Below are 23,594 nucleotides of genomic sequence, written 5' to 3'. Positions count from 1 at the left end.
CATCCCGCATCCGAGTGATGTGCGCGAAAGACGTTGGCCCCGAACGAGATCGGCCCGAACGGGGCAGCGGCTCAGGGGTGTCGGGACGACGGACCGGGACGGCTCAGGCCCGCGCGGTCTCGCCTTCGGGGCGCACTCGCACCGACGTGCGGGTGAACGCCGAGACGACCAGGCAGACCGCGATGTTCGCGACGAGGGCCACGATGCCGACGTTGAGGTGGTGCAGGCCGGACGGCAGGAACGGCAGCAGATCGCCGATGCCGACCTCCCCCAGGGTCAGCCAGCTGACCACGACGGTGCCCACCAGCATCCCCGCGCCCGCGCCCCACTTGGTGATCGGATTGCGGCGCAGCAAGCTGGCGATCAGCGACGGGAACAGTTGCGTGACGAAGGCGTACCCGAGCAGCAGCAGGTTCACGATCGCCGCGCCGCCGTTGAACGTCAGGTAGAGCGCGACGGCGGTGAGCACCGGGACCAGCAGCCTGGCCAGCCGTGGGACGCGGTCCTCGGTGACGGCCGGGACGAGTTCCTGGAGCAGGTTCTTGGCGATCACCGTGGCGCTGGAGGTCAGCAGCATCGCTCCCGGCACGAGCGCGCAGAACATCCCGGCCGCGCCCACCAGTCCGGTCACCGCGGGCGGGAACGTCCGCCGGGTGATCGCCAGCAGCGACATGTCGCCGTCCGCGAGCCCGGGGACCACCAGCACGGCGACCAGGCCGGAGAGGATCACGAACAGCAGGACCAGTTGGTACAGCGGGAGGAACGCGGCGTTGCGGCGGAACGACCGCTCGTCCTTGGCGGCGTAGACGGCGCCGAAGTAGTGCGGCCACATGAAGAAACCCAGCGCCGACAACAGGATCGAGGTGACGAACCACCCGGTGTCGTGCGAGGGTTCGCCCAGGGCGAGGAATCCCGGGCGGGCGTGGTCGACCGCCTCGAACACGGCGGTGAAGCCGCCGAAGTAGTGCAGCGGCAGGTACAGCCCGATCGCGACGACGACAACGAGCACCAGGACGTCCTTGACCACGGCGTTCCAGGCCGCGGCGTGGATGCCGGAGACCATGACGTAGCCGCCGAGCACGAGCGCGCCGATCCAGATCGCCACCGGCCGCGAGATCGACCCGTACGAGGTCTGCTCCACGATGATCCCCAGCCCGGTCAGCTGGAGTTGCAGGTACGGGACCATCGCGATGACGCCGATGAGCGACACCAGCACGCCCAGGCCGCGGCTGTCGTACTTGCGGACGAACCAGTCCGATTGCGACACCAGCCCTTCGGCCTTGGCGTAGCGCCAGATCGCCGGGGCCAGCCAGTAGGACATCACGTAGGCCAGGGCGCCGTAGCACAGGATGTAGTACGCCGCCCCGCCGTGGCTGTAGGCGTAGCCGCTGGCCCCGAGGAAGGTGAACGTCGTGTAGATCTCCCCGGCGAGCAGCAGGAACACCAGCAGAGCGCCGAACTTCCGGCCGCCCACGCTCCACTGCTCCAGGTCCATCTCCTTGCCGCGGCGCGCCCGCACGCCCAGCGCCAGCCCCACCACGAGGAAGAACCCGAGTACCGGCAACGCCGCGTTCATCGCCGCTCCTCCCGGTTCGCCGGGTCGCTCCAGTACACGACCGCCATGCAGACCGACGTCAGCACGACCCACGCGAGCACCCAGAACAGCAGGAACGGCATGCCGAGGACGAACGGACGCACCCGGTCGGCCAGCGGCGCGCAGCCGAGCATCCCGACCCACGGCAGGCACGCCAGCACGAACCGGAGCACCTTGCCGCGCCCCCGCGCCGGCACGCGCCCCTCGCCGTCGTGTTCGCTCATCCGCACTCCCCGGAATTCGGTGTCCACAGTGCTCGACCGGCCTGCCCAGGCTGGACAGGTGACCGCGGACACGTCCGCCCAACGTCTGCGTACTATCCAGTGGCCGATCAGCGGGAGTCAAGAGACGTCCGCGGTCCGGGACGTCGGGCCGTTCGCGCAGCTGACGAGCCGGCGCGGCAGGAAGCGCCGGAGCCCGTCGAGGACCTCGACATGACCGTCGTGGACTCGTGGGCCGCCGTTGCCGACAGCTCGTGGTGCCGGATCGCGCTGCGAGCCACCGACCGGGTCCGCCTCGCGATCCTCGCCGTCCACAGCGGATTCCCGGACTCCTGACCGCGCTGGGCGGACCACCGGATCCCGAGTTCCGGCCGACGGCCCCGGGCGGTCGGCGATAAGGTCGGCAGCGGACCGTGGGCCGTTCGTCGGCTGTGCCCGCGGCCGTGGACTCGGGGGATTCGATGACGATCGAGCACGAGGTTGACCAGCCGCGCAAGCGAGGTCGCAGGGCGCGCCGACCTGATCCGGACGACGGCCCCGTCGCCGCGTTCGCGCACGCCCTGCTGACGCTGAAGGAGTCGGCCGGCGACCCCTCCTACGACCGGATGCGCGTCGAATTCGGCGCGATGGCGTCGAAGTCGGCGCTGTCGGCGGCCGCGCGCGGCGACGTGCTGCCGAGTTGGGAGACCACCTGGGAGTTCGTCCGGTCCTTGGCGGTGACCGGGCTCGGACGGGACCAGCAGGAGACCAGGGACGTCTGGCGGGCCCGCTGGGAATCCGCCCGCGCGGCCGAGGAATCCGGGCGGTGCGACGACGAGCCGACGAAGACGCTTCCGGACAGGGCACCCGCTCCGGAGGTCTCCCGCACCGCGCGGTACTGGCCGCTGCTGGTCGCGGCGGCCGCCGTCGTCGCGCTGGTCGCGCTGGTGGCCCACGACTACCTGGGCGGCGGGAACTCCCGGAACGGGACCGCATCGCAGCAGTCGCCACCCCTGCCCGGCGACGCCTCCCGCCTGGACGACGACGTCACCTACCCGGACGGCAGCGCGGTGGCGGTGAACCAGCGGTTCACCAAGACCTGGCGGCTCACCAACACCGGCACGGTCGCCTGGCACGGGCGTTTCCTCCAGCGCCAGCCCCCGTTGGACGGTCTGGACGTCTGCCACACCGCCTCGCGGGTGCCCATCCCGGACACCGCGCCGGGGGCGAGCGTGCTGGTGAGCGTGCCCGCCCAGGCCCCGGGGGCGCCGGGGACCTGCCGGGTGTTCTGGAAGATGGTCGACGCCCAGGGCCGGCTGTTCCTCCCGCAGTACAGCGGGATCTACTTCGACGTCACCGTGACCGACGGACCGGCGCCCGGTCGCTGACCGGCACCGGCCCCGTGACCGGCGAGGCTGCCGTCCACGGGGCGCGCGGTGGGGGTCGAGCGGATCAGATCGAGTAATCGACGTTGATGATGCCGCTGTTCAACGACTTCGCGCGGACCTCGACCATGGACGCGGTGTTGGCCGGCCACGCGATGACGCCGCTGCCGGAGGACCCGCACCCCAGGCCCTGCCACTTGTCCGGGTTCTTGGCCTTGCTCATCCGCGCCTCCACGCAGCCGTACTGGTTCGTGCCCGACTGCGCGCTCCAGTCGATCCGCAGCTTGCCCTTCCAGCCGCTGGCCGGGCTGGTGTAGGAGCACTGCTTGGACGCCGGGCCCCACTTGGCCACGAAGCCGGACGCCGACCCGTTGCACGTGGACATCGTGTGGACCGCGGCGTCCGCGGTCGCGGGCAGCACGCCCGCCGACAGCGCCGCCAACGCGACGGCCGCGCCCATCGCCCCCATCCGACCGCGCCGGGACACGCTGCTCGCCCTGTTCGCTGACATGCTGATGCGCCGTTCCTTTCCTGTCCGGGTTGGATTCGTCGGCGAGCCTGGCAGCGCGGGATCGGCGGGTTCAAGCATTCGGCGGTGTCCGACCGATGTCCGCGCACATTGCACATTGTTCGCGCTGGTCAGGACTATTTCCGCGGCCAATTCCGGGCGGGCGGTCGCCGTCGGTGCGCAAGCGGAGATCAGTCCACTGAGGCCGCTGACCGTCCGATCGGGACGGGCGTCGTCCCCGGAGAGTTCGTCGCTTCTGGACTCGGGCCGCTCGACCGCGACCGCTACGAACGGCGGCGAGGCCCGCCGCGCCCGCCGCCCCGGCGCCCGCCTCCTCGGCGGGCACCCGAGCCGCGTTGCCGGGTCCCGCCGGTCGGCTTGCGGGCAGTCGTCTTGTCCTCGAAACGCTTGCGCTTCGGCGCCGGGGCCGGTTGGCGCCCGCGCGTGCTGTTGACAGTCCGTCCCCGGACGATCCCGATGAACTGCTCCATCAGATCGGTGGTCTCGTCCTCCAACCAGGACAGCGCCACCCGCGACTGCGGGACGTCGGTCATCGGGCGGTAGGTGAGGTCCCGACGGTGGTGCAGCCGGGCGAGCGACTGCGGGACCACCAGCAGCCCGACCCCGGCCGCGACCAGCTCGACCGCGGCCGCGGTCGTGGCCGGGCGCTCGATCGCCGGCCGTCCGGGCGGCCGTTCCCAGTCGAGGGTGTCGTCGAGGGGGTGCAGCACGACGTCGTCGGCCAGGTCCTCGGGGGACACCTCGTCGACCGCGGTCACCACGTGGTCCTTCGGCACCACGACCACGGTCGTCTCGGTGTACAGCGGGATGGCGTGCAGCCCCGTCCGGTCCGTCGGCAACCGCAGCAGGACCGCGTCGGCGGCCCGCTCCCGCACCACGTCGGCGGCGTCGGCGGCCGACACGTGCACGAGGGCCAGCGGGACCTCGGGCACCCGCTCCCGCCACTTGCGCACCCACTTGTCGGGCGTCACTCCCGGCACGTGCGCGAGCGTGAACGACGGGGACTCGTCCGGACCAGTCACGGCCCCCACGTTACCGGGCGTCGTCGCAGGTAGCGCCGACGCGGTCGGTACCCTGCACGGCATGACGTCGCACAAGACCTCCCAGACCATGAAGCCCGCGACCGCGGCGAAGAAGCTGGGGGTGTACCTGGAGGCCACCCCCGCGGAGTTCCGGGAGGGTGTCGTCTCGCGCGACGAGTTGAACGCGCTGCAGACCGACCCGCCCGAGTGGCTGCGCGAACTGCGCCGCAACGGCCCGCACCCCCGCCCGGTGGTCGCCGCGAGGCTGGGCGTCTCCATCAGCGGCCTCGCACGCGGCGGCATCACCGACCCGCTCACCACGGAGCAGATCAACGCGCTCAAGGCGGACATGCCCGAGTGGCTGGAGCGGGAACGCGCCACCCAGGCGGAAGTCCGCAAGGAGGCCGCCCGCGCCAAGGAGAAGAAGAAGGCCGAACGCGAGCGTCCGCAGTCCTGACGAGGAACCGGTTCGTCCGGCCTCCGCGAGCTGTCCTCGGCGGGGCCGGACGGGCTGTGTCTTGCGCACTCGGTTCGGCCAGCACCGGGATGTGGGGCCGATCACAGAACCCGGGCCATGGCGACCGAGCAGGCTCAGCGCTGGTGACCAGCGTCGTCCGAGGTCCAGAGGGTGTCCAGAGCGTGCCGACCGGTCGGGATCGCCGACCTTCCGGCCGGTCGCGGCGCGGGGTGTCCCAGCGCGATGCCGGTGCGGACCTGCCACGGGTGCGAGTACCCGGCGATGGCGGTGACCCGCTCGACGTTCTCCTGCGGGAAGAAGGTCACCGGGCAGGAACCGAGCCCGAGCAGGTGCGCGGCGAGCATGATGTTCTGCGCGACCCGCCCGCCGTCGAACTCCGAGTCCGCCCAGCCGTGGTCGAGCGCGAGCAGCACCACCACCGGCGCGGAACGCAGGTGCACCGCGTAGGCGCCGCAGCCGCTCAGCTCCGCCCGGGTCGCCGCGTCCCGGATGGTGTGGAAGCGCCAGGGCTGGCGGTTCCGCGCCGACCCCGTCCACCGCGCGACGTCCAGCACCTGCCGCACCACGTCGTCGCTCACGTCCTCGTCGGTGAACCACCGCGTGGCCCGCAGCGACGCCAGTGCGCGTAGCGAATCGACCATGCCGACACCCTATCGGCGGTGCGAGCGTCCACTCCGGACGCCGCGCTCCTGCACTCCACGACTCGCGCAACGCAAGCGCGTGTTTTACAAGCGGCGTCAGCCGCTTCCTCTTTCGGTGAGCGGTCTCGCCACTTGCCACTCCCTAGTCCCGTGCGGAGCCCGGCGGCCAGATGACGGTGACCGGGACACCGCGTTCTCGTGCGGCGTCCACGACGTCGGCGGTGCCGCCGTAGCCCCGAGCCGGCTCGCCGTCCCAGACCGCGATGAGTTCGTCCGCCATCCCGATCATCTCGATGCTGGCGGTCATGTGCGATTCGGAGGTGGAGTCGGGGAAATCGAGCCGGACCACCTCCGAGGCGCGGCTGAGCAGGTCGTCGTACGTGGCGTGGTGGTCCTCGGGGAGCGCGTCGCGGTAGTTGACCGCCGGAACGATGACGACGAGCGTTCCACCGCGATCGAGCACGGCCCGGGCGAACAGCGCATCCGCACCGTCGGCGAGGCAACTCACCCCCACCACGGGGCCTTCGTACTTCTCCAATTCCGCGCGGAGAGCCGCGCGCACCAGCTCGATGGTCCGCTGCGGCAGCCCTCGATGGCCGGTCACGGCGAGTCGGGTCACCAGTGCTCCTCAGTCGTAGCGGCCGGTCAGCACGTGATCAAGGTGTTCGGCGTCGCGGCACCGGGTGGAAACCTCGGACCGCAGGTCGCGAACCGTCCCGCGATCGTTTTCGAGTCATACCGCACCCAGAAGGCAGGAGTGAACCGCCAGCACGCAGTATTCGGCCGCCCGAGCGGTGATTCGGCCGGGGGCTCGTCCGGTTCGGCTACGGTGCTGCGGCGGGGTGCGTGGTGGTGTGCTGGTGCAGGATGAGCGCGGCGTGCAGGTCGATCTGGTCGTGCGGGTCCGCGACGCGGCGGCCGGTGAGCGCTTCCACCCGCTCGATGCGGTAGTGGATGGTGTTCACGTGCAGGTGCATGGCTGCTGCGGTGCGGGTCCATGACGCGCCGTTGTCCAGGAAGGTCTGCAACGTCTCCAGCAGTCGGGTGCCTTTCGCGGCGTCGTATCCGGTGACCGGGCCGATGGTGCTCGCCCGGAAGGCTTGCGACACGGCTGCGGGCAGGCCCTCCAGCAGGGCGTGCAGGTTCGTCATTTCCGGGACGGCGCACGCCCGCGTGGTCGAGGTCGGTCGCCTTTCGGCGGCGTCCGCGGCGTAGCGGGCGCTGCGCAGGGCTGCGGCGAGGTCGCGGGGATCGGCGCTCGGGCCGATGCCGACCGCGATGGCGGGGTCGCCGTCGAGGAGGCGCTGCAGGGTCGGCAGGTGTTCGCGGACCCGCTGGACGAGCTGGCCCGGCGGCGCGGCGGCGACGACGATCGACTCACCGGATCCGCCCTCGCACGCGGCGAACCGCGCCGCGCACGCCGCGAGCAGCTCGTGGGCGGCATCGACCGCCCAGGTGGTCGGCGCACCGGGCGTTCTCACCACGAGCGGGGTCAGGTCGGTGCCGGTGGGCAGGCCGCATGCGCGCACCACGTCGGGTATCGCCGCGGTGTCCTCCGCGTCGAGGGCGGTGAGCAGCGCACCGGCTGCCGCGCCCTGCTCGGCGAGCCGTTCCCGGTGCTGCGCCAGCCTCGTGGACAGCAGGGCGGCGAGCTCGTCGAGCACCGGCCGATGCCGCGCGGTGACCGCTCGGGTCGTGCGCAGGAACCAACCGTCGAACGGAGATCTGGGCCCCGGTCCGACCGGCACGCAGGTGTCCCCCGGGCCGCCGGCGACGTGCGGGGTGCTGTCGGCGATCACCCGACCGGCGGCGGATGCGAGCGCGAGGTCCGCCAGCCCGAGGCGTTCGACCGCCGTGGCGAGCACGTCGTCGAGCGGGGCGTCCCGGGCGATGCCTTCGAGGAGTTCGTCCTTGACCGTCGACGGCAGTGCCGGGGCGTCGGATTCGCGCAGGTCGGCCCACAGCCGCAGGTAGATCCGGTCGAGGATGGTCCGGAACGTGGTGTTCTGCGGTACCGAGAACAGCGGGAGCTCGTGGTGCCGGCACGCGTCCACGAGCTCGTCCGGGACCCGGCCGTGCACACCTTCACCGGCGATGAGCGCGACCGCGCCCGCGGCCCGGACAGCCGCGACGAACGCCCGCGCCGTCCCGCGGTGGTGCGGCTGCCACCAGACCAGGCCGGTCAGCACGATCTCGCCCGGCGACAGGTAGGTCGCCGGGTTCGCCATGTCGGCCGTGTTGACACCGGTGGCGGTGCGTTCCAGCGCGTGGTCGGGCACCCACAGCGGCGCCACACCGAGATCGGCGAGTTCCAGCACCTGCTTCACCAGCACGGGACCTACCAATACCAGATCCCCGGCCCCGGCGGAGAGACGTTCCTACCGGCCGGTTCGGATGATCGACCGAGTCCAGGCGCAGCAATTCGTGTGCGACGACCGTGGCGGGCGGCATCCCCGGGACGGTCTACTCGGCGCATCCCCGAGCCGCCGACGCCGGCGGCGCACGCGGAGGCGAGGTGCGCTGTGGACCTGAACACCGTCGAGACGTTGCGCCGAGCGCGCAGGCGCGAGGACCTCCTGCTGGCACCGGGCGAAACCTTCCTCGCTGGTGGCACCTGGCTGTTCTCCGAGCCCCAGCCGAGCAGGACCGGGCTGGTCGACCTGACGACCATGGGGTGGCCGTCGATCGAGGACACGGCCGAGGGCCTGCGCATCGGAGCCACCTGCACGATCGCTGAACTGTCCCGGATCCGGCCGCGCGAAGGCTGGGCGGCGCACCCGATCTTCTTCCTGGCCGCCACCGCGCTGCTCGCCTCCTTCAAGATCTGGAACGTCGCGACGGTCGGCGGGAACATCTGCCGCTCCTACGCCGCGGCGGCCATGGTGTCGCTGGCCGTCGCCCTGGACGCCACCGCGCTGATCTGGACCGCTGACGGTGGTGAGTACGCGATCCCGGTCGCCGACATCAGCACCGGGAACGGGACCAACGCGCTCGCGGACGGCGACGTGCTGCGCTGCATCGACATCCCCGCCCACGCGCTGCGGGCTCGCACCGGATTCCGCAAGATCGCGTTGGCCGAGATCGGCCGCAGTGCGGCGGTGCTCACCGGTCGGCTCGACGAGTCCGGTGCCGCGGTGTTCACCATCACCGCCGCCACCCTGCGCCCGGTGGTGCTGCGCTACCCCTGCCTGCCCACCTCCGCTCGGTTGCGCGCGGACGCGCAGGACGCCGAGGGCTACTACACCGATCCGATGGGCACCGCCGACTGGCGTCGCGCCGTCAGCGCCGTGCTGGTCGAGGAGATCCGACAGGAGCTGCTGCCGTGGAGCTGAACATCAACGGTGACCCCTGCACCGGCACCCCGCGGGCCGGGCAGTGCCTGCGCACCTTCCTGCGCGACCAGGCGCACTTCGAGGTCAAGAAGGGGTGCGACGCGGGCGACTGCGGTGCCTGCGCGGTGCTGGTCGACGGCGAACCGGTGCACTCGTGCCTCTACCCGGCTCGGCGCGCCGAGGGGCGCTCGGTCACCACCGTCTCCGGCCTGGGAACCGTCGACGACCCGCATCCGATGCAGCAGGCGTTCGTCGACAACTTCGGCTTCCAGTGCGGTTTCTGCACCGCGGGCATGATCGTCACGGCGTCGACGCTGTCGGCCGACCAGCTCGACGACCTGCCCCGGCTGATGAAGGGCAGCCTGTGCCGCTGCACCGGGTACCGCTCGATCCGGCAGGCCATCGGGCAGGGCGTGACCGGCGGCGCCGACCGGGCGCCCCGCTCCGGCCGGCAGGCGGCCATCGGGACCTCGGCGAACCCGCCCGCTGCCGGACGCGTCGTCACCGGCACCGAGCCGTACACCTTCGACGTGGAGTTGCCGGGCGCGCTGCACATCCGCGTGCTCGGTTCCCCGCACGCGCACGCCCGCATCGTCGACATCGACACCACGCGGGCCGAGCAGCTGCCCGGTGTCGAACTCGTCCTGGACCACCGCAGCGCGCCGCGGACCCGCTTCTCCACGGCGCAGCACGAACACCGCACCGACGACCCGCACGACACCCGCGTCCTCGACGACGTGGTGCGCTTCAAGGGGCAGCGGGTCGCGGCCGTCGCCGCGACCACCGCGGCCGTCGCCGAGGCGGCCTGCCGCCTCATCGAGGTCACCTACGACGTCCTGCCGTCGGTCCACGACCCGGAGCTGGCCAGGTCGCCGGGCGCACCCGTGCTGCACCCGGAGCTGCTCGACAGCGACCAGCCGGACGAGGAACTGCCGGAGGACGTGGCGCGCAACGTGGTGGCCTGCATCCACGACGGTGTCGGCGGCGACGTCGACCAGGCGCTCGCGGACTCCGACGTCACCGTGCGCGGGGAATGGCGCACCCAACGGGTCTCGCACGCGCAGCTGGAGACCCACGGCAGCCTCGGCTGGCTCGACGAGGACGGCAGACTGGTGATCCGCACCAGCTCCCAGGTCCCGTTCCTGACCCGCCGCACGTTGTGCCGGCTGCTCGACCTGCCCGAGGAACGGGTGCGGGTCTTCACCAAGCGGGTCGGCGGCGGTTTCGGCGGCAAGCAGGAGATGTTCGCCGAGGACCTCGTCGCGCTCGTGGTGCTGCGCACCGGAAAACCCGCGGTGTACGAGCTGAGCAGGCCGGAGGAGTTCCAGCGCACGTCGGTGCGGCACCCGTTCCGCGTCCGGGTCGCCCTCGGGGCCGAGCGCAGCGGCAGGCTCACCGCGATCAAGCTGGACGTGCTCGCCGACACCGGGGCCTACGGCAACCACGCGCCGGGCGTGCTGTTCCACGGTTGCGCCGAGTCGATCAGCCTGTACAACGCGCCGGTGAAGCGGGTCGACGCCGAGGCGGTGTACACCAACAACATCCCGTCCGGCGCCTTCCGCGGCTACGGCCTCGGCCAGGTCGTCCTCGGCGTCGAGTCCGCAATGGACGAACTCGCGCTCGCCCTCGACATCGACCCGTTCGAGCTGCGGCGCATCAACGCGGTCCGCGACGGCGACCCCCTCGTGGAGGCCCACCCGGCCGATGACGGGCTGGTCTGCGGCAGTTACGGCCTCGACCAGTGCCTGGACCTCGCCCAGCGGGCGCTCGCCCGCGGCAACGGCGTGCCGGCTCCGGAGGGCGAGCACTGGCGGACCGGCGAGGGAATGGCGGTCGCGATGATCGCGACGATGGCTCCCCGCGGGCACGTTTCCCGGACCACGCTGTCGGTGCGGCCCGACGGCACCTACGTCGCGGGCGTGGGCACCAGCGAGTTCGGCAACGGCACCACGACCGTGCACACCCAGATCGTCGCGACCACCATGTCGACCGAGCTGGACCGGGTGCGGCTGACCAACTCCGACACCGACGGCGCCGTCTACGACACCGGCGCGTTCGCGTCGGCCGGCACCACCGTGGCGGGCAAGGCGTTGCACGCGGCCGCGACCGCGCTGCGCACTCTCCTGCTCCGCGTCGCCGCCGAGATCACCGGCACCGATCCCGCGGCCTGCTCGTTGTTCGCCGACGGCATCCGCACCCCGGAGCGGGTCGTCGGTTTCCCGGAGGTCATCCGCGCCTGCCCCGAGGCCAACCGGGACGGCGACGCCGCGTTCGCGCGAGGGGACGAGTTCGGCGAAGTCCGTTCGCTGGCCTGGAACGTGCAGGCGTTCCGCGTCGCGGTCGACACCCGCACCGGCGCGGTGCGGATCCTGCACTCGGTGCAGGCCGCGGACGCCGGCACCGTGCTGAACCCGGAGCAGTGCCGCGGGCAGGTGGAAGGCGGCGTGGCCCAGGCCATCGGCGCGTCGCTGTACGAGGAGGTCGTGGTCGATTCGTAGGGCACCCTGCTGACTCCGGTGCTGCGCACCTACCGGATCCCCCAGATGGCCGATGTCCCGGAGACCGAGGTGCACTTCGCCGAGACATTCGACGACCTCGGACCGTTCGGGGCGAAGTCGATGAGCGAGAGCCCCTTCAACCCGGTCCCGGCCGCCCTGGGCAACGCCATTCGTCGCGCGGTCGGCGTCCGCCCCTACGAGACGCCGTTCTCGCGGGACCGGATCTGGCGCATGCTCAACGCCCCGGACGCGATGCCCGACTGGTGCGCTGTCGCGCGCGTCAGCACGAAGGAACCGGTGGACGAACCCGCCGCCGTGCGCTGACCCGAGCACACCTTCTGTCCAGTGTGGACGAGCGTCATGCGGTGCCCGGGGCGCGGCAGGCGGCGAAGCCGCTGTCTGCTCCGGTGAGCAGCCAGCCGGTGAACCCGCCGACGCGCGGACCGGAGGTGGGCGTCCGGGTGGCGGTGCCCAGCGCAGGTCCAGGCCCACGAGGACGACACCCCCGCACGCCGCGCGGGCATGACCGCAGCGCGCCGTCCAGGACGGGGTGGCGCAACTCCGGCGCAGCGCGCGAACTCCCGCTGGTCACAGCGTTTTCGCAGGCCAGAGAGGTGGCGTTACATCGCCGTAACACGATTTCGCCTAGGGTCGGCGCGGGATGCCAGCGGACCGGCTCAGGTTCCGCGGCGGACCGGCGATCGGACGGCGAGACGACGAGGAGGACCCGTGCGAGCGGCGACGACTTCGGCCCGCACCGCGGTGATGTGCCTGTGCGTGACCCTGGTGGTCGGCATGGTCTCGGCGGTGAACCTGGCCATCCCGTCGCTGCACACCAGCGCGTTGCACCCGTCGGCGACCGAGGTGGTGTGGGTCGTCGACGGCTACGTGGCGGTGTTCGCGTGCCTGCTGATCCCCGCCGGCGCGCTCGCGGACCGCTGGGGCCGCAAGGGCGTGCTGGTCAGCGGGATGCTCGTGTTCGCGCTGGGCTCGGCGATCTGCGCGCTCGCGCCGCAGGTGCAGTTCCTCATCGCGGGCCGGATGCTCAGCGGCGCCGGGGCCGCGGCGGTGCTGCCGACGACGCTGGCGCTGCTGATCGCCGACGCCGACGCCGGGCAACGCCCCAGGCTCATCTCGGTCTGGGCGTCGATGACCGGGCTGGCCGCCGTGCTCGGCAACGTGGGCGGCGGCGCGGCGATCGAACTGGGCACCTGGCGTTCGCTGTTCGTCTGCGTCGTTCCGCTGTCCGCGGCGGCGGCCGGGCTGGTCGCCCTGGTCGCACCGGTGGTGCCCCGGCACCGCAGGCCGGTCGACCCGCTCGGCGCGCTCCTGCTGACCGGCGGGATCGTCGCGCTGCTGTTCGGCATCACCGCCGGGCCGCAGACCGGCTGGACGAGCGCGGAGGTGCTGGCCGGAACCGGTGTCGCGGTCGCGCTGCTCGCCTGCTGGACCTGGCACGGGCTCCGGAGCGAGCACCCGATGCTCTCGCCGCGCCTGTTCGCGATCCCGGCCGTGCGGTCCAGCGCGCTCGGGCTCGCACTGCTGTTCGTCGGCATGTTCGGCGTCTTCTACGTCAACGGGCAGTTCCTCCAGTACGCGCAGGGCTGTTCGCCGTTCGGAGCGGGCGTGCGGCTGCTTCCGATGGCCGCCGCGCTGCTGCTCGCGCCGCGCTGCGGGGTCGCCGTCGAGCGGCTGCTCGGTCGCAGGTGGACGGTCGCGGCCGGAGTCGCCGTGCAGGCGGCGGGACTGCTCGTGTTGTCCACTGTGGATAGGACGAGTCCGTACCCGCTGTACGCGGCGGGCGCCGGGCTCGCCGCCGCCGGATGCGGACTGGCCACCCCGCTGCTCTCGCACGGCATGGTCTCCGCCCTGCCCGCCGAGCAGGCCGGGGTCGGCTCCGGGCTGCAGAGCCTCGCCCGCGAGCTCGGCAGCGCACTGGGGATCGCGCTGGCGGGCAGCCTCATCACCGCTCTGTTCACCGCGGACTCCCCGACTCCGGGTGCCTCCACGGTGGCCGCCGCGCTGCGCACCACGACCGCGCCGGAACAGCGGCTGGCGGTCGTCGACCACTTCACCGCCTCGCTCGACACCACGATGCTGACCCTGGCCGGGTTCGCGCTGCTCGCCGGAGCCTTCGTGGTCGCCTGGTTCCCCCGGCAGGCGGCGCCTCCGGGCGGGCGGGCAGCGGAACGTGCACCGGAGGTCGCCGAGCGATCGGGGCCCTGAACGGCGCGCACTCGACCGCCCGCCGCACCGGCGCCCGAGCTGGTTCCTCATGGCAGAACGCGCTGTTCTTCAGAGGTGTCACTGCCGCACGATGGACGCACCGCTGCCCGGCCCCCCGGGACCCGGGCAGTCCGACGCCCCTGAGGAGCAAGACCGGTGCAGTTCTACCTCGACGGCTACCAACCCGGGGACCCGTTCGTCGCGGCCCCCCACCCGTCCCTGTCCGAGCGTCCGGCGGGCCTGCCGGACACGGCCGATGTGGTGATCATCGGCTGCGGTCCGGCCGGGCTCGTGCTGGCCGCCCAGCTCGCCGAGTTCCCCGAGATCCACACCGTGATCGTGGACCGCCGCGACGGACCGCTCGAAGTCGGCCAGGCCGACGGCGTCGCGTGCCGCACCGTGGAGATGTTCGAGGCGTTCGGCCTGGCCGACCAGCTCGTCCACGAGGGCTACCAGGTCAACGAGGTGACCTTCTGGCGGCCGGACCCCGCGGACAGCTCCTCGATCGTCCGCACCGGACGCATCAACGACGTCGAGGACGACCTCTCCGAGATGCCGCACATGATCGTCAACCAGGCGCGGATGCTGGCCTACCTGCGCGACCACATGCGCCGCTCCGCCACCCGCGCCGAACCCTGCTACGGGCTGCACGCCACCGACGTCCGGGTCGACCCCGACCCCACCGCCCAGCACCCGGTCGAGGTCACGCTGCAGCACGTCGAGGGCTTCGAGCCGACCGGGCAGACCTCCACCATCCGCGCCCGGTACGTCGTGGGCTGCGACGGCTCGCGCAGCACCACCCGGCAGGCGATCGGCCGCCGCCTCGAAGGCGAGGCGACCAACCAGTCGTGGGGCGTGCTGGACGTCCTGGCCGTCACCGACTTCCCCGACATCCGGCTCAAATCCGCGATCCACTCCGAGCAGGGCAGCATCCTGGTCATCCCGCGCGAAGGCGGCTACCTGGTCCGGCTCTACATCGAGCTGGACAACGACCGCGACGCCGAGATGCTGCGCGAGCGCAGCGTGACGCCGGACAAGCTCGCCGCGGTCGCCAACCGGATCCTGCACCCCTACACGATCGACGTGAAACACGTCGGCTGGTGGGCGGTCTACGAGATCGGCCAGCGGCTGTGCGACCGCTTCGACGACGCCGAGAACGGGGACCCGCCGAGGGTTTTCATCGCCGGCGACGCCTGCCACACGCACAGCGCGAAGGCCGGGCAGGGCATGAACGTCTCGATGGCCGACGCCTGGAACCTCGGCTGGAAGCTCGGCACCGTGCTCCGCGGCACGTCGCGGCCCGAAATCCTGCGCACCTATTCGACCGAGCGGCAGAAGGTCGCCCAGCAGCTCATCGACTTCGACCGCGAGTTCGCCGCGCTGTTCAGCGCCCGCCAGGACCGCGACGCCGACCCGGAGCGGTTCCAGCACTACTTCCGCGAACAAGGCCGGTTCACCGCCGGGGTCGCGGTCCGCTACGAGCCCTCCCCCCTGACCGCTCGTTCGGTCCACCAGCACCTCGCCGAGGGCTTCCCCATCGGGATGCGGTTCCACTCCGCACCGGTCGTACGGCTCGCCGACGCCAAGCCGATGCACCTCGGGCACGCGGCCCGGGCGGACGGCGCCTGGCGCCTCTACGCGTTCGCCGACCGGGCTCACCCGGGCGCAGCCGACTCCCGGCTGCGGGAACTCGCCGCGTTCCTGTCCTCAGTGGACTCCCCGATCGCCCGGTTCACCCCGCCTGGCACCGACCCCGACTCGGTGATCGACGTGCGGACGGTGCTCCAGCAGGGACACCGCGACGTCACCGTCGAGGACCTGCCGCCGGTCCTGCTCCCCCGCAAGGGCCCGTTCGAACTCGTCGACTACGAGAAGGTCTTCTGCCCCGACCCGGCCACCGACATCTTCGACCGGCGCGGACTGGACCGGGACCGCGGCGCCCTCGTGGTCGTCCGGCCGGACCAGCACGTCGCGAACGTCCTCCCCCTCGACGCCCACCACGAGCTCCTCGACTTCCTCCGCGGCGTGCTCGTCGAGGTCGGCTGAGAGCCTGGTCTTCGAACTCGTTTTGCGTGGCGGTGCCGGTAGCGGAACCTCAGCGGCCCGCCCGTCACCCGCCCCCCACGAGGCGCTGACGCGCCGCAGTCACATCGGCTCCGGGAGCACCGTTACCTTGTTCGTGGTCCTCGAAGGGGACTGCTGGCCTGCGGGCCCGGCATGACTTGAGCCCCTTGTCGATCATGATCGTATAGGTGGTGTCACCGGGCCTGGCGGTGCTGGTTGACGGACCTGCTGTCCGACACCGGCCACCGCTCCGGCGGTGCACCGGGAGTTCGGCCTGGCCGACGTCGCCGACGCACTCGCCCGCGCACGGCGCGGGTCGAACGACGAGGAGCCGATCCTCACGGGTCGACCGGCAGCCGGGCCAGTCCGGACCCCCTCCGCCAGGTCGCGCGAGTCGCACCCGCGCCGGGTTCAGCGCGGCTCGGGCACCAGCACGCAGCGGGTGCCGCGGTAGATCGTGGGCATGCACCGGTTGCAGTGCACGCACCGCGACCGCGCGGACGGGTCGGACTCGATGCGGCGCACCAGGTCGGGTTCGCGCAGCAACGCGCGGGCCATCGCCACGAACGAGAAACCCTCGCGCATGGCCAGATCCATGGTCTCCCGGCGGGTGACGCCGCCGAGCAGGACCAGCGGCATCCGCAGGGCCGCGCGGAACTGGCGCGCCCGGTCCAGCAGGTACGCCTCCCGGTACGGGTACTCGCGCAGGAACAGGCCGCCGCCGGCCCGGATGCCCCAGCGCTGCGGGGCCGGGAACGCGGCGGCGAACTCGCGGACCGGCGCGTCCCCGGTGAACAGGTACATCGGGTTGAGCAGCGAGCTGCCCGCGGTCAGTTCCAGCGCGTCCAGCGAGCCGTCCTCCTCCAACCACTGTCCTACTTGGACGCTTTCGTCCAACCAGAACCCGCCCGGAACCCCGTCGTCCATGTTCAGCTTCGCGGTGATCGCCATCCGGTCGCCGACCGCCTCGCGCACCGCGCGGGCGATGTCCAGCGCCAGCCGCGCCCGGTTGCGCAACGGGCCGCCGTACCGGTCGGTCCGCCGGTTCAGCCGCGGACTGAGGAACGCGCTGACGAGGTAGTTGTGCCCGAAGTGCAGTTCCACCGCGTCGAATCCGGCCTCCAGCGCGGTCCGCGCGGCCGTGGCGTGCGCGGCGGTGATCCGGTCCAGGTCCGCGGTGCGCGCCGCCCGCGTCCAACGCAGGCTCAGCGGGCTGAACCGACCGCTCGGCGCCAGCGCGGCCCGCCGGTTCGACGCGGCGTTCGCGACCGGTCCGGCGTGCCCGAGCTGCGCGCACACCGCCGCCCCCGCGGCGTGCACCGCATCGGTGAGCCGACGCAGCTGCGGCACCACCTCCGGCCGCATCCAGATCTGGTGCCGGTCGGTGCGCCCCTCCGGAGCGACCGCGCAGTAGGCCACCGTGGTCATCCCGACCCCGCCGCGCGCCGGCCGCAGGTGGTAGTCGATCAACCGGTCGGTGACCGCTCCCTCCGGCGTGGCGCCTTCGAACGTGGCCGCCTTGATGATCCGGTTGCGCAACCGCACCGGCCCCAGCCGCGCCGGGGCGAGCACGTCCGGTTCGGTCATGGTGGGCTCCCCGCGTCCAGACCGGCGACGACGAAGCCGCGCAACGCCTCCACCGGTACCTCGGTGCTGATCGGAGTGTCGCCGAGCGGGTTGCCGCAGGACTGGAGCACCAGGCCGAACGCGAACCGCCACCGCAGCCTCGCCTCGTCCTCGGACAGGTCCGGCCGGGCGGCGCGCAGCAACTCGGCCCACGCGGACAACCCGAACCACCGCGACGTCCACGCCAGCCGCCGGCCGCCCAGCACGACCCGCGCCAACAGGTGCAGGTGCAGTCGGCCGGTCGGATCCGCCGCCAGCGCGCGCAGCGGGGCGAGCACCACGTCCACCAGCTCCGCGACCTCGGGCACCCAACCCCGCTTCCGGCGCTGCGCCAGCGAATCCAACTGGTCCTGCCACAGCGGGGCCAACCGCTCCTCCAGCAGCGCGGCCACCACGCCGTCCTTGGAACCGAAGTGGTAGTGCACCGCGGCGGGATTCATCCCGGCCGCGGTGTTGATCGCCCGCACCGACACCCGGTCGTACCCGGACTCCAGCAGCAACCGCTCGGCCACCACCAACAACCGGGCACGGGTATCGGCCTCCGCCGGGCCGTCCACCGCCAACCGCCGAGACACGAGATCAGTAGAACAGGTTTCAATCAGTGATTCAACCGGTGTCGGGGAACCGCTGAACTGCACGGCGACGCGCCCGTCGACGGCAGGACGACCTCGTGCGCGACACCGGTCAGGCAGACCACGGCGTCCGGATCGGCGAGACGTCCCACCGAACGCCGCCGACCGGGGGACGCGGGCGCGAACCGGTCGTCGGTCGAGCGGGAGCCGCCGTAGGGTTCGCCCGTGGACTGGCAGAGCTGGCACGACGGATACGACCTCCCCGGCTCGCACCTGGCGCGCCGACTGGTGGTGGTCCAGCAGCGGATCCGGGCCGCGCTGGACGCCAGCCCGCCGGGGCCGCTGCGGGTGATCAGCCTGTGCGCCGGTCAGGGCCGCGACCTGTTGGCGGTGCTGGCCGACCACCCGCGCCGGGACGACGTCCGGGCGCGCCTGGTGGAACTGGACGCGCACAACGCGGCGGTGGCCGAGGAGACCGCCCGCGCGGCCGGTTTGAACCGCGTGGAAGTGGTGCCCGGGGACGCCTCGCTCACCGATCACTACCGGGGCGTGACCCCGGCGGACCTCGTGCTGGTCTGCGGGGTGTTCGGCAACATCACCGACGCGGACATCGAGCGGACCGTCGACTGCTGTTCCCAGCTGTGCAGGACCGGCGGCCTGGTCGTCTGGACCCGCCACCGGGGCGCTCCGGACCGGGTTCCGCTGATCTGCGAGTGGTTCGAGGAACGCGGCTACGACCGCGAGTGGCTGTCCGATCCGGACGCGAGTTTCGGCGTCGGCGTGCACCGCTTCCGCGGCGAACCGCGGCCACTGGCCGAGGGCGTGCGCATGTTCACCTTCGTCGGCTCCGACGCGCTCGGAAAGCCGGACGGTGACTGACGCCGTCTCCGTCCACAACGGACCTTGCTGGGCGCGAACTCCTGCGGTCAGCCGAGTTCCGGTGGTGTCCAGTCGACGTGCCGCAGCATCGCACGGGCGGTGACGCGGGGCGGGGCCAAGCTGAGCGCGGTGTTGCGCACGGCGATGGCGAGGGGGTTGTCCAGCTGCTGCCCCATCCGGGCCGCCCGCCGGGCAGCGCGGGCCACCGCCTGGCTGCGGGGCCGCCGCTCGGCGTCGTACCGGGCCAACGCGGATTCGACCGCGGGCTCGGCGGCGACCGCGGCGGCCAGCGCGACCGCGTCCTCCAGGGCTTGGCAGGCGCCTTGCCCGAGGTTGGGCATCATGGCGTGCGCCGCATCTCCGAGGAGGGCCACCTTGCCCACGGCGAAGGACGGCAGGGGCGTGGCGATCTCGGACATGTCGTGGTGCAGCACGGCTTCCGGCCGCGTCGCGTCGAGGAGGGTGGGGATCGGGTCGTGCCAGCCGCCGAAGCGCTGACGCATCGCGGACAGCGGATCGGGGTAGCGCACGCCCGCGGGAGCGGTGAGGACCGCGTGCCATTCGGCCCGGCCGTCGGCGAAGGCGATGTGCCCGAACTCCGCGCCCGGCCCCCAGGTCAGCTCGAACTCGGTCGACAGGTCGACCGAGCGGTCGGTGATGGCGCGCAGCACCGTCGAACCGCTGTAAACCGGGCCGGGGTGCGCGGGGAAGAACTGCGAGCGCAACCGGCTGCCGACACCATCGGCAGCCACCACCAGGTCCGCGTCCAGCACGACGTCGCCGCAGCTCACTCGCGCCTGTCCGGCGATGTCGACGGACGTCACCTCGGCCCCGATCAGCAGGGCCTCCCGCGGCAGGGCTTCGCGCAGCAGCCGGTGCAGCGCGGCGCGGGGGATTCCCACGATCGGCGTGCCCGTCTCGCGTTCCAACGCGACGCCGTCCATCCGGGCCAACCAGCGACCGCCGGGAGTGCGCGTGCCACCGCTGCGCTGGTACCGCGCGGCCGCGCGCACCGCCTGCCCGGCGCCGAGCGCGTCCAGAGCACGAATGCCGTTGGCGGCCAACGAGATTCCCGCACCGACGTCGGCGAGAACGGCAGCGCGCTCGACGACCGTCGCCTCCCAACCGATGCGGCGCAGACCGATCGCCGCGGCCAACCCGCCGATGCCACCGCCCACGACCACCGCGTTGCGCCCCACGTCCGCCTCCCCTTTTCCGGCCTCCTGCCCCAGGCGGGGAGCATAGGGCAGGTTCCCACCGCGGTGAGCTCGACGGACCCGCGTGGTGCGGGAGGTCCGGTAACCGGAAAACCGCGGTGCCACACGGCATCCACGAGATCCGGTGGCCGCCCGCCGGGTGCTCGCCGGTACCGCGAGGACGCCCGCGCGGCTCCCGCGACAACGCCGGTAGGAGCACCGCGCGCCCCGATCAGCACCGGCTCGGTCGGGCGGCGGGCAGGGTGACGGTGAAGGTGCTGCCCTCGCCCTCGGCGGTGGTCACCGCGACCTCGCCGCCGTGCGCCTCGGTGATGGACTTGACGATCGCCAGGCCCAGTCCGGTGCCGCCCGTGCCGGGGCTCCGGGAGTCGTCGCCGCGGTAGAAGCGTTCGAAGATCCGGCGCGCGGTTTCGGGGTCCATGCCGGGACCGTGGTCGGTCACCGCCAGTTCGACCCGGTCCTCGGGCAGCGCGCGGACCGCCACGGCGACCGGTGTCCCGGCGGGCGTGTGCCGCTGCGCGTTGCTGAGCAGATTCCGCAGCACCTGGTGCAACCGCTCCTCGTCGCCGGTGGCGAACACCTCGCCCTGGACGTCGACGGTGATCGGCCTGCCGGGGTCGAGCGCGCGGGCGTCCGCGACCGCGGTCGTGGCGAGTCCGCCGAGGTCGACCGGGATGTCCGCCAGCGGGCGCCCCTGGTCGAGTTGGGCGAGCAGCAGCAGTTCCTCCACGGTCGCGTGCATCTGGGCGGCTTCCTCCTCGATGCGCAGCATCGACCGCTCGGCGAGTTCAGGTTGCTGGGCGAGTCCGTGCAGGTGCAGCTGGGCCCAACCCCTGATCGTGGTCAGCGGGGTGCGCAGCTCGTGCGAGGCGTCGGCGACGAACTGGCGGAGCCGTTCCTCGGACCGCTGCCGCGCGTCGAACGCCCGGTTCAGCGCGCTGCCGACCTCGCCGATCTCGGAGTGCGGCCGGGCGACCTCGATGCGCTGGTGGAGGTCGCCGTCGGCGATGGCGGTGGCGGTCGCGGCCATGTCCTGCAACGGCCGCATGCCCACCCGCAGCACACCGCGCCCCAGCAGGGCGACCGCGGCGAGCGCGGCGAGGGTGGCCACGGCGTCGGCGCCGACGAGCCAGTACACGACGTCATCGGCGAGCGCGAGGCTGGTGCCGATCACCATCGTGCTCACCGGCTTCGGCGCCGCACCGGTCGCCGGGCGGACCGTGGTGTGCGCCCCGACGGGGAAGCCCAGCGTGCGGTACCTCGGCATCAGCGCGCCCTGGGCCGACACGGTGATCGGGTGCTCGGCGAAACCACCCGGGACCGGTTCCGGCAGGTCGGGGCGCGGGGTGAGCCGCCCGTCGGCGCCCTGCGCCGCCGTCTCCGCGACCACCCGGCCGCGCTCGTCGAGCAGCGCGACGTAGGCGCCGGCCGGGACCAGGGTGTCGAGCGTGGTCTCCGAGATCGGGGCGGCGGCGCGGCTCCCGACGTAGCGCTGGACGCTGTCGCGGGCCTGGGTGAGGTTCCTGTCGGCGACGTCGGTGAGGTAGAGGCGCAGCCCGACCAGCGAGGCCACGTCCACCGCCGCCATGCCGAGGGCGGCCAGCAGGATGACCCCCGCCAGGAGACGGCCCCGCAGCGAGCCGCGCCAGGAGCGAGCCATCTCACTCGACTCCGGGGCGCCGCAGGCTGTAGCCGAAGCCGCGCACCGTGTGGATCAAGGCCGGCGGGTGCGCGTCCACCTTCGCCCGCAGCCTGGACACGAGCTTCTCCACGACGCCGGGATCGAAGCGGTGCTGCCACACGTGGTCCATGATCTGGTCCTTCGACAGCACGTGATCGGCGTTGACCAGCAGGTACCGCAACAACTTGTACTCGGTCGGCGACAGCGTGATCGGCCGGTCGCCGCGGCGGACCCGCATGCTGCGCTCGTCCACGGTGAGGTCGGCGAACCGCAGGACCGCGCCGGGCTCGGCGGCGGTGCCCGCTCGGCGCAGCAGGGCGTGCACCCTGGCCAGCAGTTCGACGACGTTGAACGGCTTGGTGAGGTAGTCGTCGGCGCCGAGGGTCAAGCCGGTGACGCGGTCCTCGACCGCGTCCCGCGCCGTCAGGAACAGCACCGGCAGCCGCGCCCCGTTGTCGACCAACCGCCGGCACACCGCGAATCCGTCCATATCGGGCAGCATCACGTCCAGCACCAGCAGGTCCGGCGTGACCGCGTCGCAGGCCCGCAGCGCCTCGGCGCCGCGATCCACGACCGTCACCCGGTACCCGGCCAGGCTCAGGGTGGTCTCCAGCAGCTCGGCCAGCCCCGGGTCGTCGTCCACGACGAGCAGTCGTTGCCCGCTTCCGCGCGGTGGCGACACCCCTTCATTCCGCGATGCGGACCGCATGGCAGGTACCCATCGTCGTCTCACTCGTCCGCGGCGGCGGCGCGCCGCCGGATCCCGGCCGCGGAAATCCTACTGCGCGGCCGGACCGGATCTTCCGCTGGTGGCGCGCGAGCAGCGGAAACGTCGACCGCGGCGCTGTCAGGAAACGGTCAGGTCGGTGACCGGACCGGGTCAGCCGCGCTGGGTTTGCTGGCACCAGCACCCCCAGCCAGCCCCTGGAGCCGCCGTGACCCCGCCACCACCCCTCGAAGACCGCGCGGACGCCAAGCCCGAGGTGCGCGAGCGGGCGCGCGCAGCGCTGCTCGACATCGCACCGGTCCTCTGCTTCACGCTGGGCTTCGTGCTGACCGACCGGCTCGCCGTCGCGGTGGTGCTGGCGCTCGCCAGCGGCGTCGGGATCGGCGTCCACCGGCTGGTGCGCGGGGAACGCGTGTGGCGCACGCTCATCGCCCTCGGCGTCGTCTGCGCGGGTGGTGCGCTGGCCGCGCACACCGCGGACGCCACCGATTTCTTCCTGCCCGGCCTGGTGGTCCAGGGCGTCACCGCCGCGGTGACGCCGGTGCTGCTGGTGTTCGGCTGGCCGCCGCTGGGGCTGGTGGCGGGACTGGTCACCGGCGAGCGGACCAGGTGGCGCCGCTGCCCGACCCGCCGCCGGGCGTTCACCCGAGCGAACCTGGTCCTGCTCGCCGCGAAGCTCCTCGTGCTGTCGGTCGATCTCCCGCTGTACTCGGCCGGGCAGACCGTGGCCCTCGGGTTCACCCACGTCGCCTGGCCGTTCGTGCACGGGCTCGGCGCACTGCTGGCGTGGCGGGTCTTCCGCCGCGCGACCGGTGCGCACCGCTGCGCGACGGACCGCTGCGACGCCCGCACCCGGGATCCCGACCCTTCCGCTCTCCCCCGCGAAACCGTTCGATGAAAGCACGCACACTTCAGGAGGCCCC

Annotated in this window: 22 protein-coding genes; 10 read left to right on the top strand and 12 right to left on the bottom strand. The window is 72.6% G+C overall.

All coding sequences use genetic code 11. The features are described from left to right. Window positions 1-103 precede the first annotated feature (103 nt). Together NV263_RS10855 and NV263_RS10850 are read right to left on the bottom strand one after the other, a co-directional pair. The gene (locus tag NV263_RS10855) at window positions 104-1,576 is read right to left on the bottom strand and encodes a sodium:solute symporter family protein (RefSeq protein WP_263252688.1); all 1,473 of its coding nucleotides are present in this window, start codon (window positions 1,574-1,576) and stop codon (window positions 104-106) included. After that, window positions 1,573-1,818 carry a DUF3311 domain-containing protein gene (locus tag NV263_RS10850; RefSeq protein WP_263252687.1) on the bottom strand — a complete coding sequence of 82 codons (246 nt, stop codon included), beginning with the start codon at window positions 1,816-1,818 and terminating at the stop codon, window positions 1,573-1,575. The genes NV263_RS10855 and NV263_RS10850 overlap by 4 nt, the downstream gene beginning before the upstream one ends. Before the next feature lie 210 nt (window positions 1,819-2,028). Between NV263_RS10850 and NV263_RS10845 the strand changes: the two genes are divergently transcribed. Both NV263_RS10845 and NV263_RS10840 read left to right on the top strand, forming a co-directional pair. Beyond that, the gene (locus tag NV263_RS10845; protein ID WP_263252685.1) at window positions 2,029-2,151 is read left to right on the top strand and encodes a hypothetical protein; all 123 of its coding nucleotides are present in this window, start codon (window positions 2,029-2,031) and stop codon (window positions 2,149-2,151) included. A 125-nt stretch (window positions 2,152-2,276) separates the two neighbouring features. Then, the gene (locus NV263_RS10840; protein ID WP_263252683.1) at window positions 2,277-3,182 is read left to right on the top strand and encodes an NBR1-Ig-like domain-containing protein; all 906 of its coding nucleotides are present in this window, start codon (window positions 2,277-2,279) and stop codon (window positions 3,180-3,182) included. A 64-nt stretch (window positions 3,183-3,246) separates the two neighbouring features. Here the strand turns inward: NV263_RS10840 and NV263_RS10835 are convergent, their stop codons facing one another. Both NV263_RS10835 and NV263_RS10830 read right to left on the bottom strand, forming a co-directional pair. Further along, complete coding sequence (locus tag NV263_RS10835) at window positions 3,247-3,690, bottom strand: hypothetical protein (RefSeq protein ID WP_263252682.1); 444 nt, start codon at window positions 3,688-3,690, stop codon at window positions 3,247-3,249. Between the two features lie 281 nt (window positions 3,691-3,971). After that, a complete protein-coding gene (locus NV263_RS10830; RefSeq protein ID WP_263252680.1) occupies window positions 3,972-4,730 on the bottom strand; it encodes a LysR family transcriptional regulator substrate-binding protein in 759 nt (252 codons plus the stop codon). 61 nt (window positions 4,731-4,791) lie between these two features. Between NV263_RS10830 and NV263_RS10825 the strand changes: the two genes are divergently transcribed. Further along, window positions 4,792-5,187: a DUF5997 family protein gene (locus NV263_RS10825; protein ID WP_263252679.1), complete on the top strand. Its 396-nt coding sequence runs from the start codon at window positions 4,792-4,794 to the stop codon at window positions 5,185-5,187. Between the two features lie 134 nt (window positions 5,188-5,321). On the opposite strand, the gene NV263_RS10820 is transcribed toward NV263_RS10825, so the two are convergent. The 3 genes from NV263_RS10820 to NV263_RS10810 form a co-directional block, all read right to left on the bottom strand. Continuing rightward, window positions 5,322-5,849 carry a nitroreductase family protein gene (locus NV263_RS10820; protein WP_263252677.1) on the bottom strand — a complete coding sequence of 176 codons (528 nt, stop codon included), beginning with the start codon at window positions 5,847-5,849 and terminating at the stop codon, window positions 5,322-5,324. Window positions 5,850-5,991: 142 nt separating this feature from the next. After that, window positions 5,992-6,468 carry a hypothetical protein gene (locus tag NV263_RS10815; RefSeq protein ID WP_263252675.1) on the bottom strand — a complete coding sequence of 159 codons (477 nt, stop codon included), beginning with the start codon at window positions 6,466-6,468 and terminating at the stop codon, window positions 5,992-5,994. A 205-nt stretch (window positions 6,469-6,673) separates the two neighbouring features. Continuing rightward, window positions 6,674-8,182, bottom strand: a complete 1,509-nt coding sequence (locus NV263_RS10810; protein ID WP_263252673.1) for a helix-turn-helix domain-containing protein — start codon at window positions 8,180-8,182, stop codon at window positions 6,674-6,676. Between the two features lie 189 nt (window positions 8,183-8,371). Between NV263_RS10810 and NV263_RS10805 the strand changes: the two genes are divergently transcribed. The 5 genes from NV263_RS10805 (at window position 8,372) to NV263_RS10785 (ending at window position 15,951) form a co-directional block, all read left to right on the top strand. Continuing rightward, complete coding sequence (locus NV263_RS10805) at window positions 8,372-9,181, top strand: FAD binding domain-containing protein (protein ID WP_263252671.1); 810 nt, start codon at window positions 8,372-8,374, stop codon at window positions 9,179-9,181. Beyond that, on the top strand, window positions 9,172-11,679 hold the full coding sequence (locus NV263_RS10800) for a molybdopterin-dependent oxidoreductase (protein ID WP_263252669.1): 2,508 nt from the start codon (window positions 9,172-9,174) through the stop codon (window positions 11,677-11,679). Before NV263_RS10805 ends, NV263_RS10800 begins: the two co-directional genes overlap by 10 nt. A gap of 18 nt (window positions 11,680-11,697) precedes the next feature. Continuing rightward, a complete protein-coding gene (locus tag NV263_RS10795) occupies window positions 11,698-12,003 on the top strand; it encodes a hypothetical protein (RefSeq protein ID WP_263252667.1) in 306 nt (101 codons plus the stop codon). 405 nt (window positions 12,004-12,408) lie between these two features. Further along, entirely contained in the window at window positions 12,409-13,905 is a 1,497-nt protein-coding gene (locus NV263_RS10790) for an MFS transporter (RefSeq protein ID WP_263252666.1), read from the top strand. Window positions 13,906-14,061: 156 nt separating this feature from the next. Continuing rightward, window positions 14,062-15,951, top strand: a complete 1,890-nt coding sequence (locus tag NV263_RS10785; protein ID WP_263252665.1) for an FAD-dependent monooxygenase — start codon at window positions 14,062-14,064, stop codon at window positions 15,949-15,951. A 429-nt stretch (window positions 15,952-16,380) separates the two neighbouring features. On the opposite strand, the gene NV263_RS10780 is transcribed toward NV263_RS10785, so the two are convergent. Both NV263_RS10780 and NV263_RS10775 read right to left on the bottom strand, forming a co-directional pair. Further along, on the bottom strand, window positions 16,381-17,556 hold the full coding sequence (locus NV263_RS10780; protein WP_263252663.1) for an NADH:flavin oxidoreductase: 1,176 nt from the start codon (window positions 17,554-17,556) through the stop codon (window positions 16,381-16,383). After that, the gene (locus NV263_RS10775; protein ID WP_263252662.1) at window positions 17,553-18,170 is read right to left on the bottom strand and encodes a TetR/AcrR family transcriptional regulator; all 618 of its coding nucleotides are present in this window, start codon (window positions 18,168-18,170) and stop codon (window positions 17,553-17,555) included. Before NV263_RS10775 ends, NV263_RS10780 begins: the two co-directional genes overlap by 4 nt. Before the next feature lie 222 nt (window positions 18,171-18,392). On the opposite strand from NV263_RS10775, the gene NV263_RS10770 reads away from it, so the two are divergent. Then, window positions 18,393-19,046, top strand: a complete 654-nt coding sequence (locus NV263_RS10770) for a class I SAM-dependent methyltransferase (RefSeq protein WP_263252661.1) — start codon at window positions 18,393-18,395, stop codon at window positions 19,044-19,046. A 47-nt stretch (window positions 19,047-19,093) separates the two neighbouring features. Here the strand turns inward: NV263_RS10770 and NV263_RS10765 are convergent, their stop codons facing one another. The 3 genes from NV263_RS10765 to NV263_RS10755 form a co-directional block, all read right to left on the bottom strand. Next, window positions 19,094-20,245 carry an FAD-dependent monooxygenase gene (locus NV263_RS10765; protein ID WP_263252660.1) on the bottom strand — a complete coding sequence of 384 codons (1,152 nt, stop codon included), beginning with the start codon at window positions 20,243-20,245 and terminating at the stop codon, window positions 19,094-19,096. Window positions 20,246-20,474: 229 nt separating this feature from the next. Next, window positions 20,475-21,923 (bottom strand): HAMP domain-containing sensor histidine kinase, encoded by a 1,449-nt coding sequence (locus tag NV263_RS10760; protein WP_263252659.1) that lies wholly within the window; start codon window positions 21,921-21,923, stop codon window positions 20,475-20,477. A 1-nt stretch (window position 21,924) separates the two neighbouring features. Then, window positions 21,925-22,626 (bottom strand): response regulator transcription factor, encoded by a 702-nt coding sequence (locus NV263_RS10755; protein ID WP_317630411.1) that lies wholly within the window; start codon window positions 22,624-22,626, stop codon window positions 21,925-21,927. A 253-nt stretch (window positions 22,627-22,879) separates the two neighbouring features. On the opposite strand from NV263_RS10755, the gene NV263_RS10750 reads away from it, so the two are divergent. After that, window positions 22,880-23,569: a DUF3159 domain-containing protein gene (locus tag NV263_RS10750; protein WP_263252655.1), complete on the top strand. Its 690-nt coding sequence runs from the start codon at window positions 22,880-22,882 to the stop codon at window positions 23,567-23,569. The last annotated feature ends 25 nt before the right edge of the window (window positions 23,570-23,594 follow it).

The organism is Saccharopolyspora rosea (assembly GCF_025643595.1).
Classification (GTDB): Bacteria; Actinomycetota; Actinomycetes; order Mycobacteriales; family Pseudonocardiaceae; genus Saccharopolyspora; species Saccharopolyspora rosea.
This window is presented reverse-complemented; position numbering and strand designations above follow the sequence as displayed.

What these genes read in the sequence shown, in the direction of transcription:
- NV263_RS10845 (WP_263252685.1), top strand. Translation starts at nt 2,029, where the DNA reads ATGACCGTCGTGGACTCGTGGGCCGCCGTTGCCGACAGCTCGTGGTGC.
- NV263_RS10850 (WP_263252687.1), bottom strand. Translation starts at nt 1,818, where the DNA reads ATGAGCGAACACGACGGCGAGGGGCGCGTGCCGGCGCGGGGGCGCGGC.
- NV263_RS10825 (WP_263252679.1), top strand. Translation starts at nt 4,792, where the DNA reads ATGACGTCGCACAAGACCTCCCAGACCATGAAGCCCGCGACCGCGGCG.
- NV263_RS10780 (WP_263252663.1), bottom strand. Translation starts at nt 17,556, where the DNA reads ATGACCGAACCGGACGTGCTCGCCCCGGCGCGGCTGGGGCCGGTGCGG.
- NV263_RS10760 (WP_263252659.1), bottom strand. Translation starts at nt 21,923, where the DNA reads ATGGCTCGCTCCTGGCGCGGCTCGCTGCGGGGCCGTCTCCTGGCGGGG.
- NV263_RS10840 (WP_263252683.1), top strand. Translation starts at nt 2,277, where the DNA reads ATGACGATCGAGCACGAGGTTGACCAGCCGCGCAAGCGAGGTCGCAGG.
- NV263_RS10835 (WP_263252682.1), bottom strand. Translation starts at nt 3,690, where the DNA reads ATGTCAGCGAACAGGGCGAGCAGCGTGTCCCGGCGCGGTCGGATGGGG.
- NV263_RS10820 (WP_263252677.1), bottom strand. Translation starts at nt 5,849, where the DNA reads ATGGTCGATTCGCTACGCGCACTGGCGTCGCTGCGGGCCACGCGGTGG.
- NV263_RS10855 (WP_263252688.1), bottom strand. Translation starts at nt 1,576, where the DNA reads ATGAACGCGGCGTTGCCGGTACTCGGGTTCTTCCTCGTGGTGGGGCTG.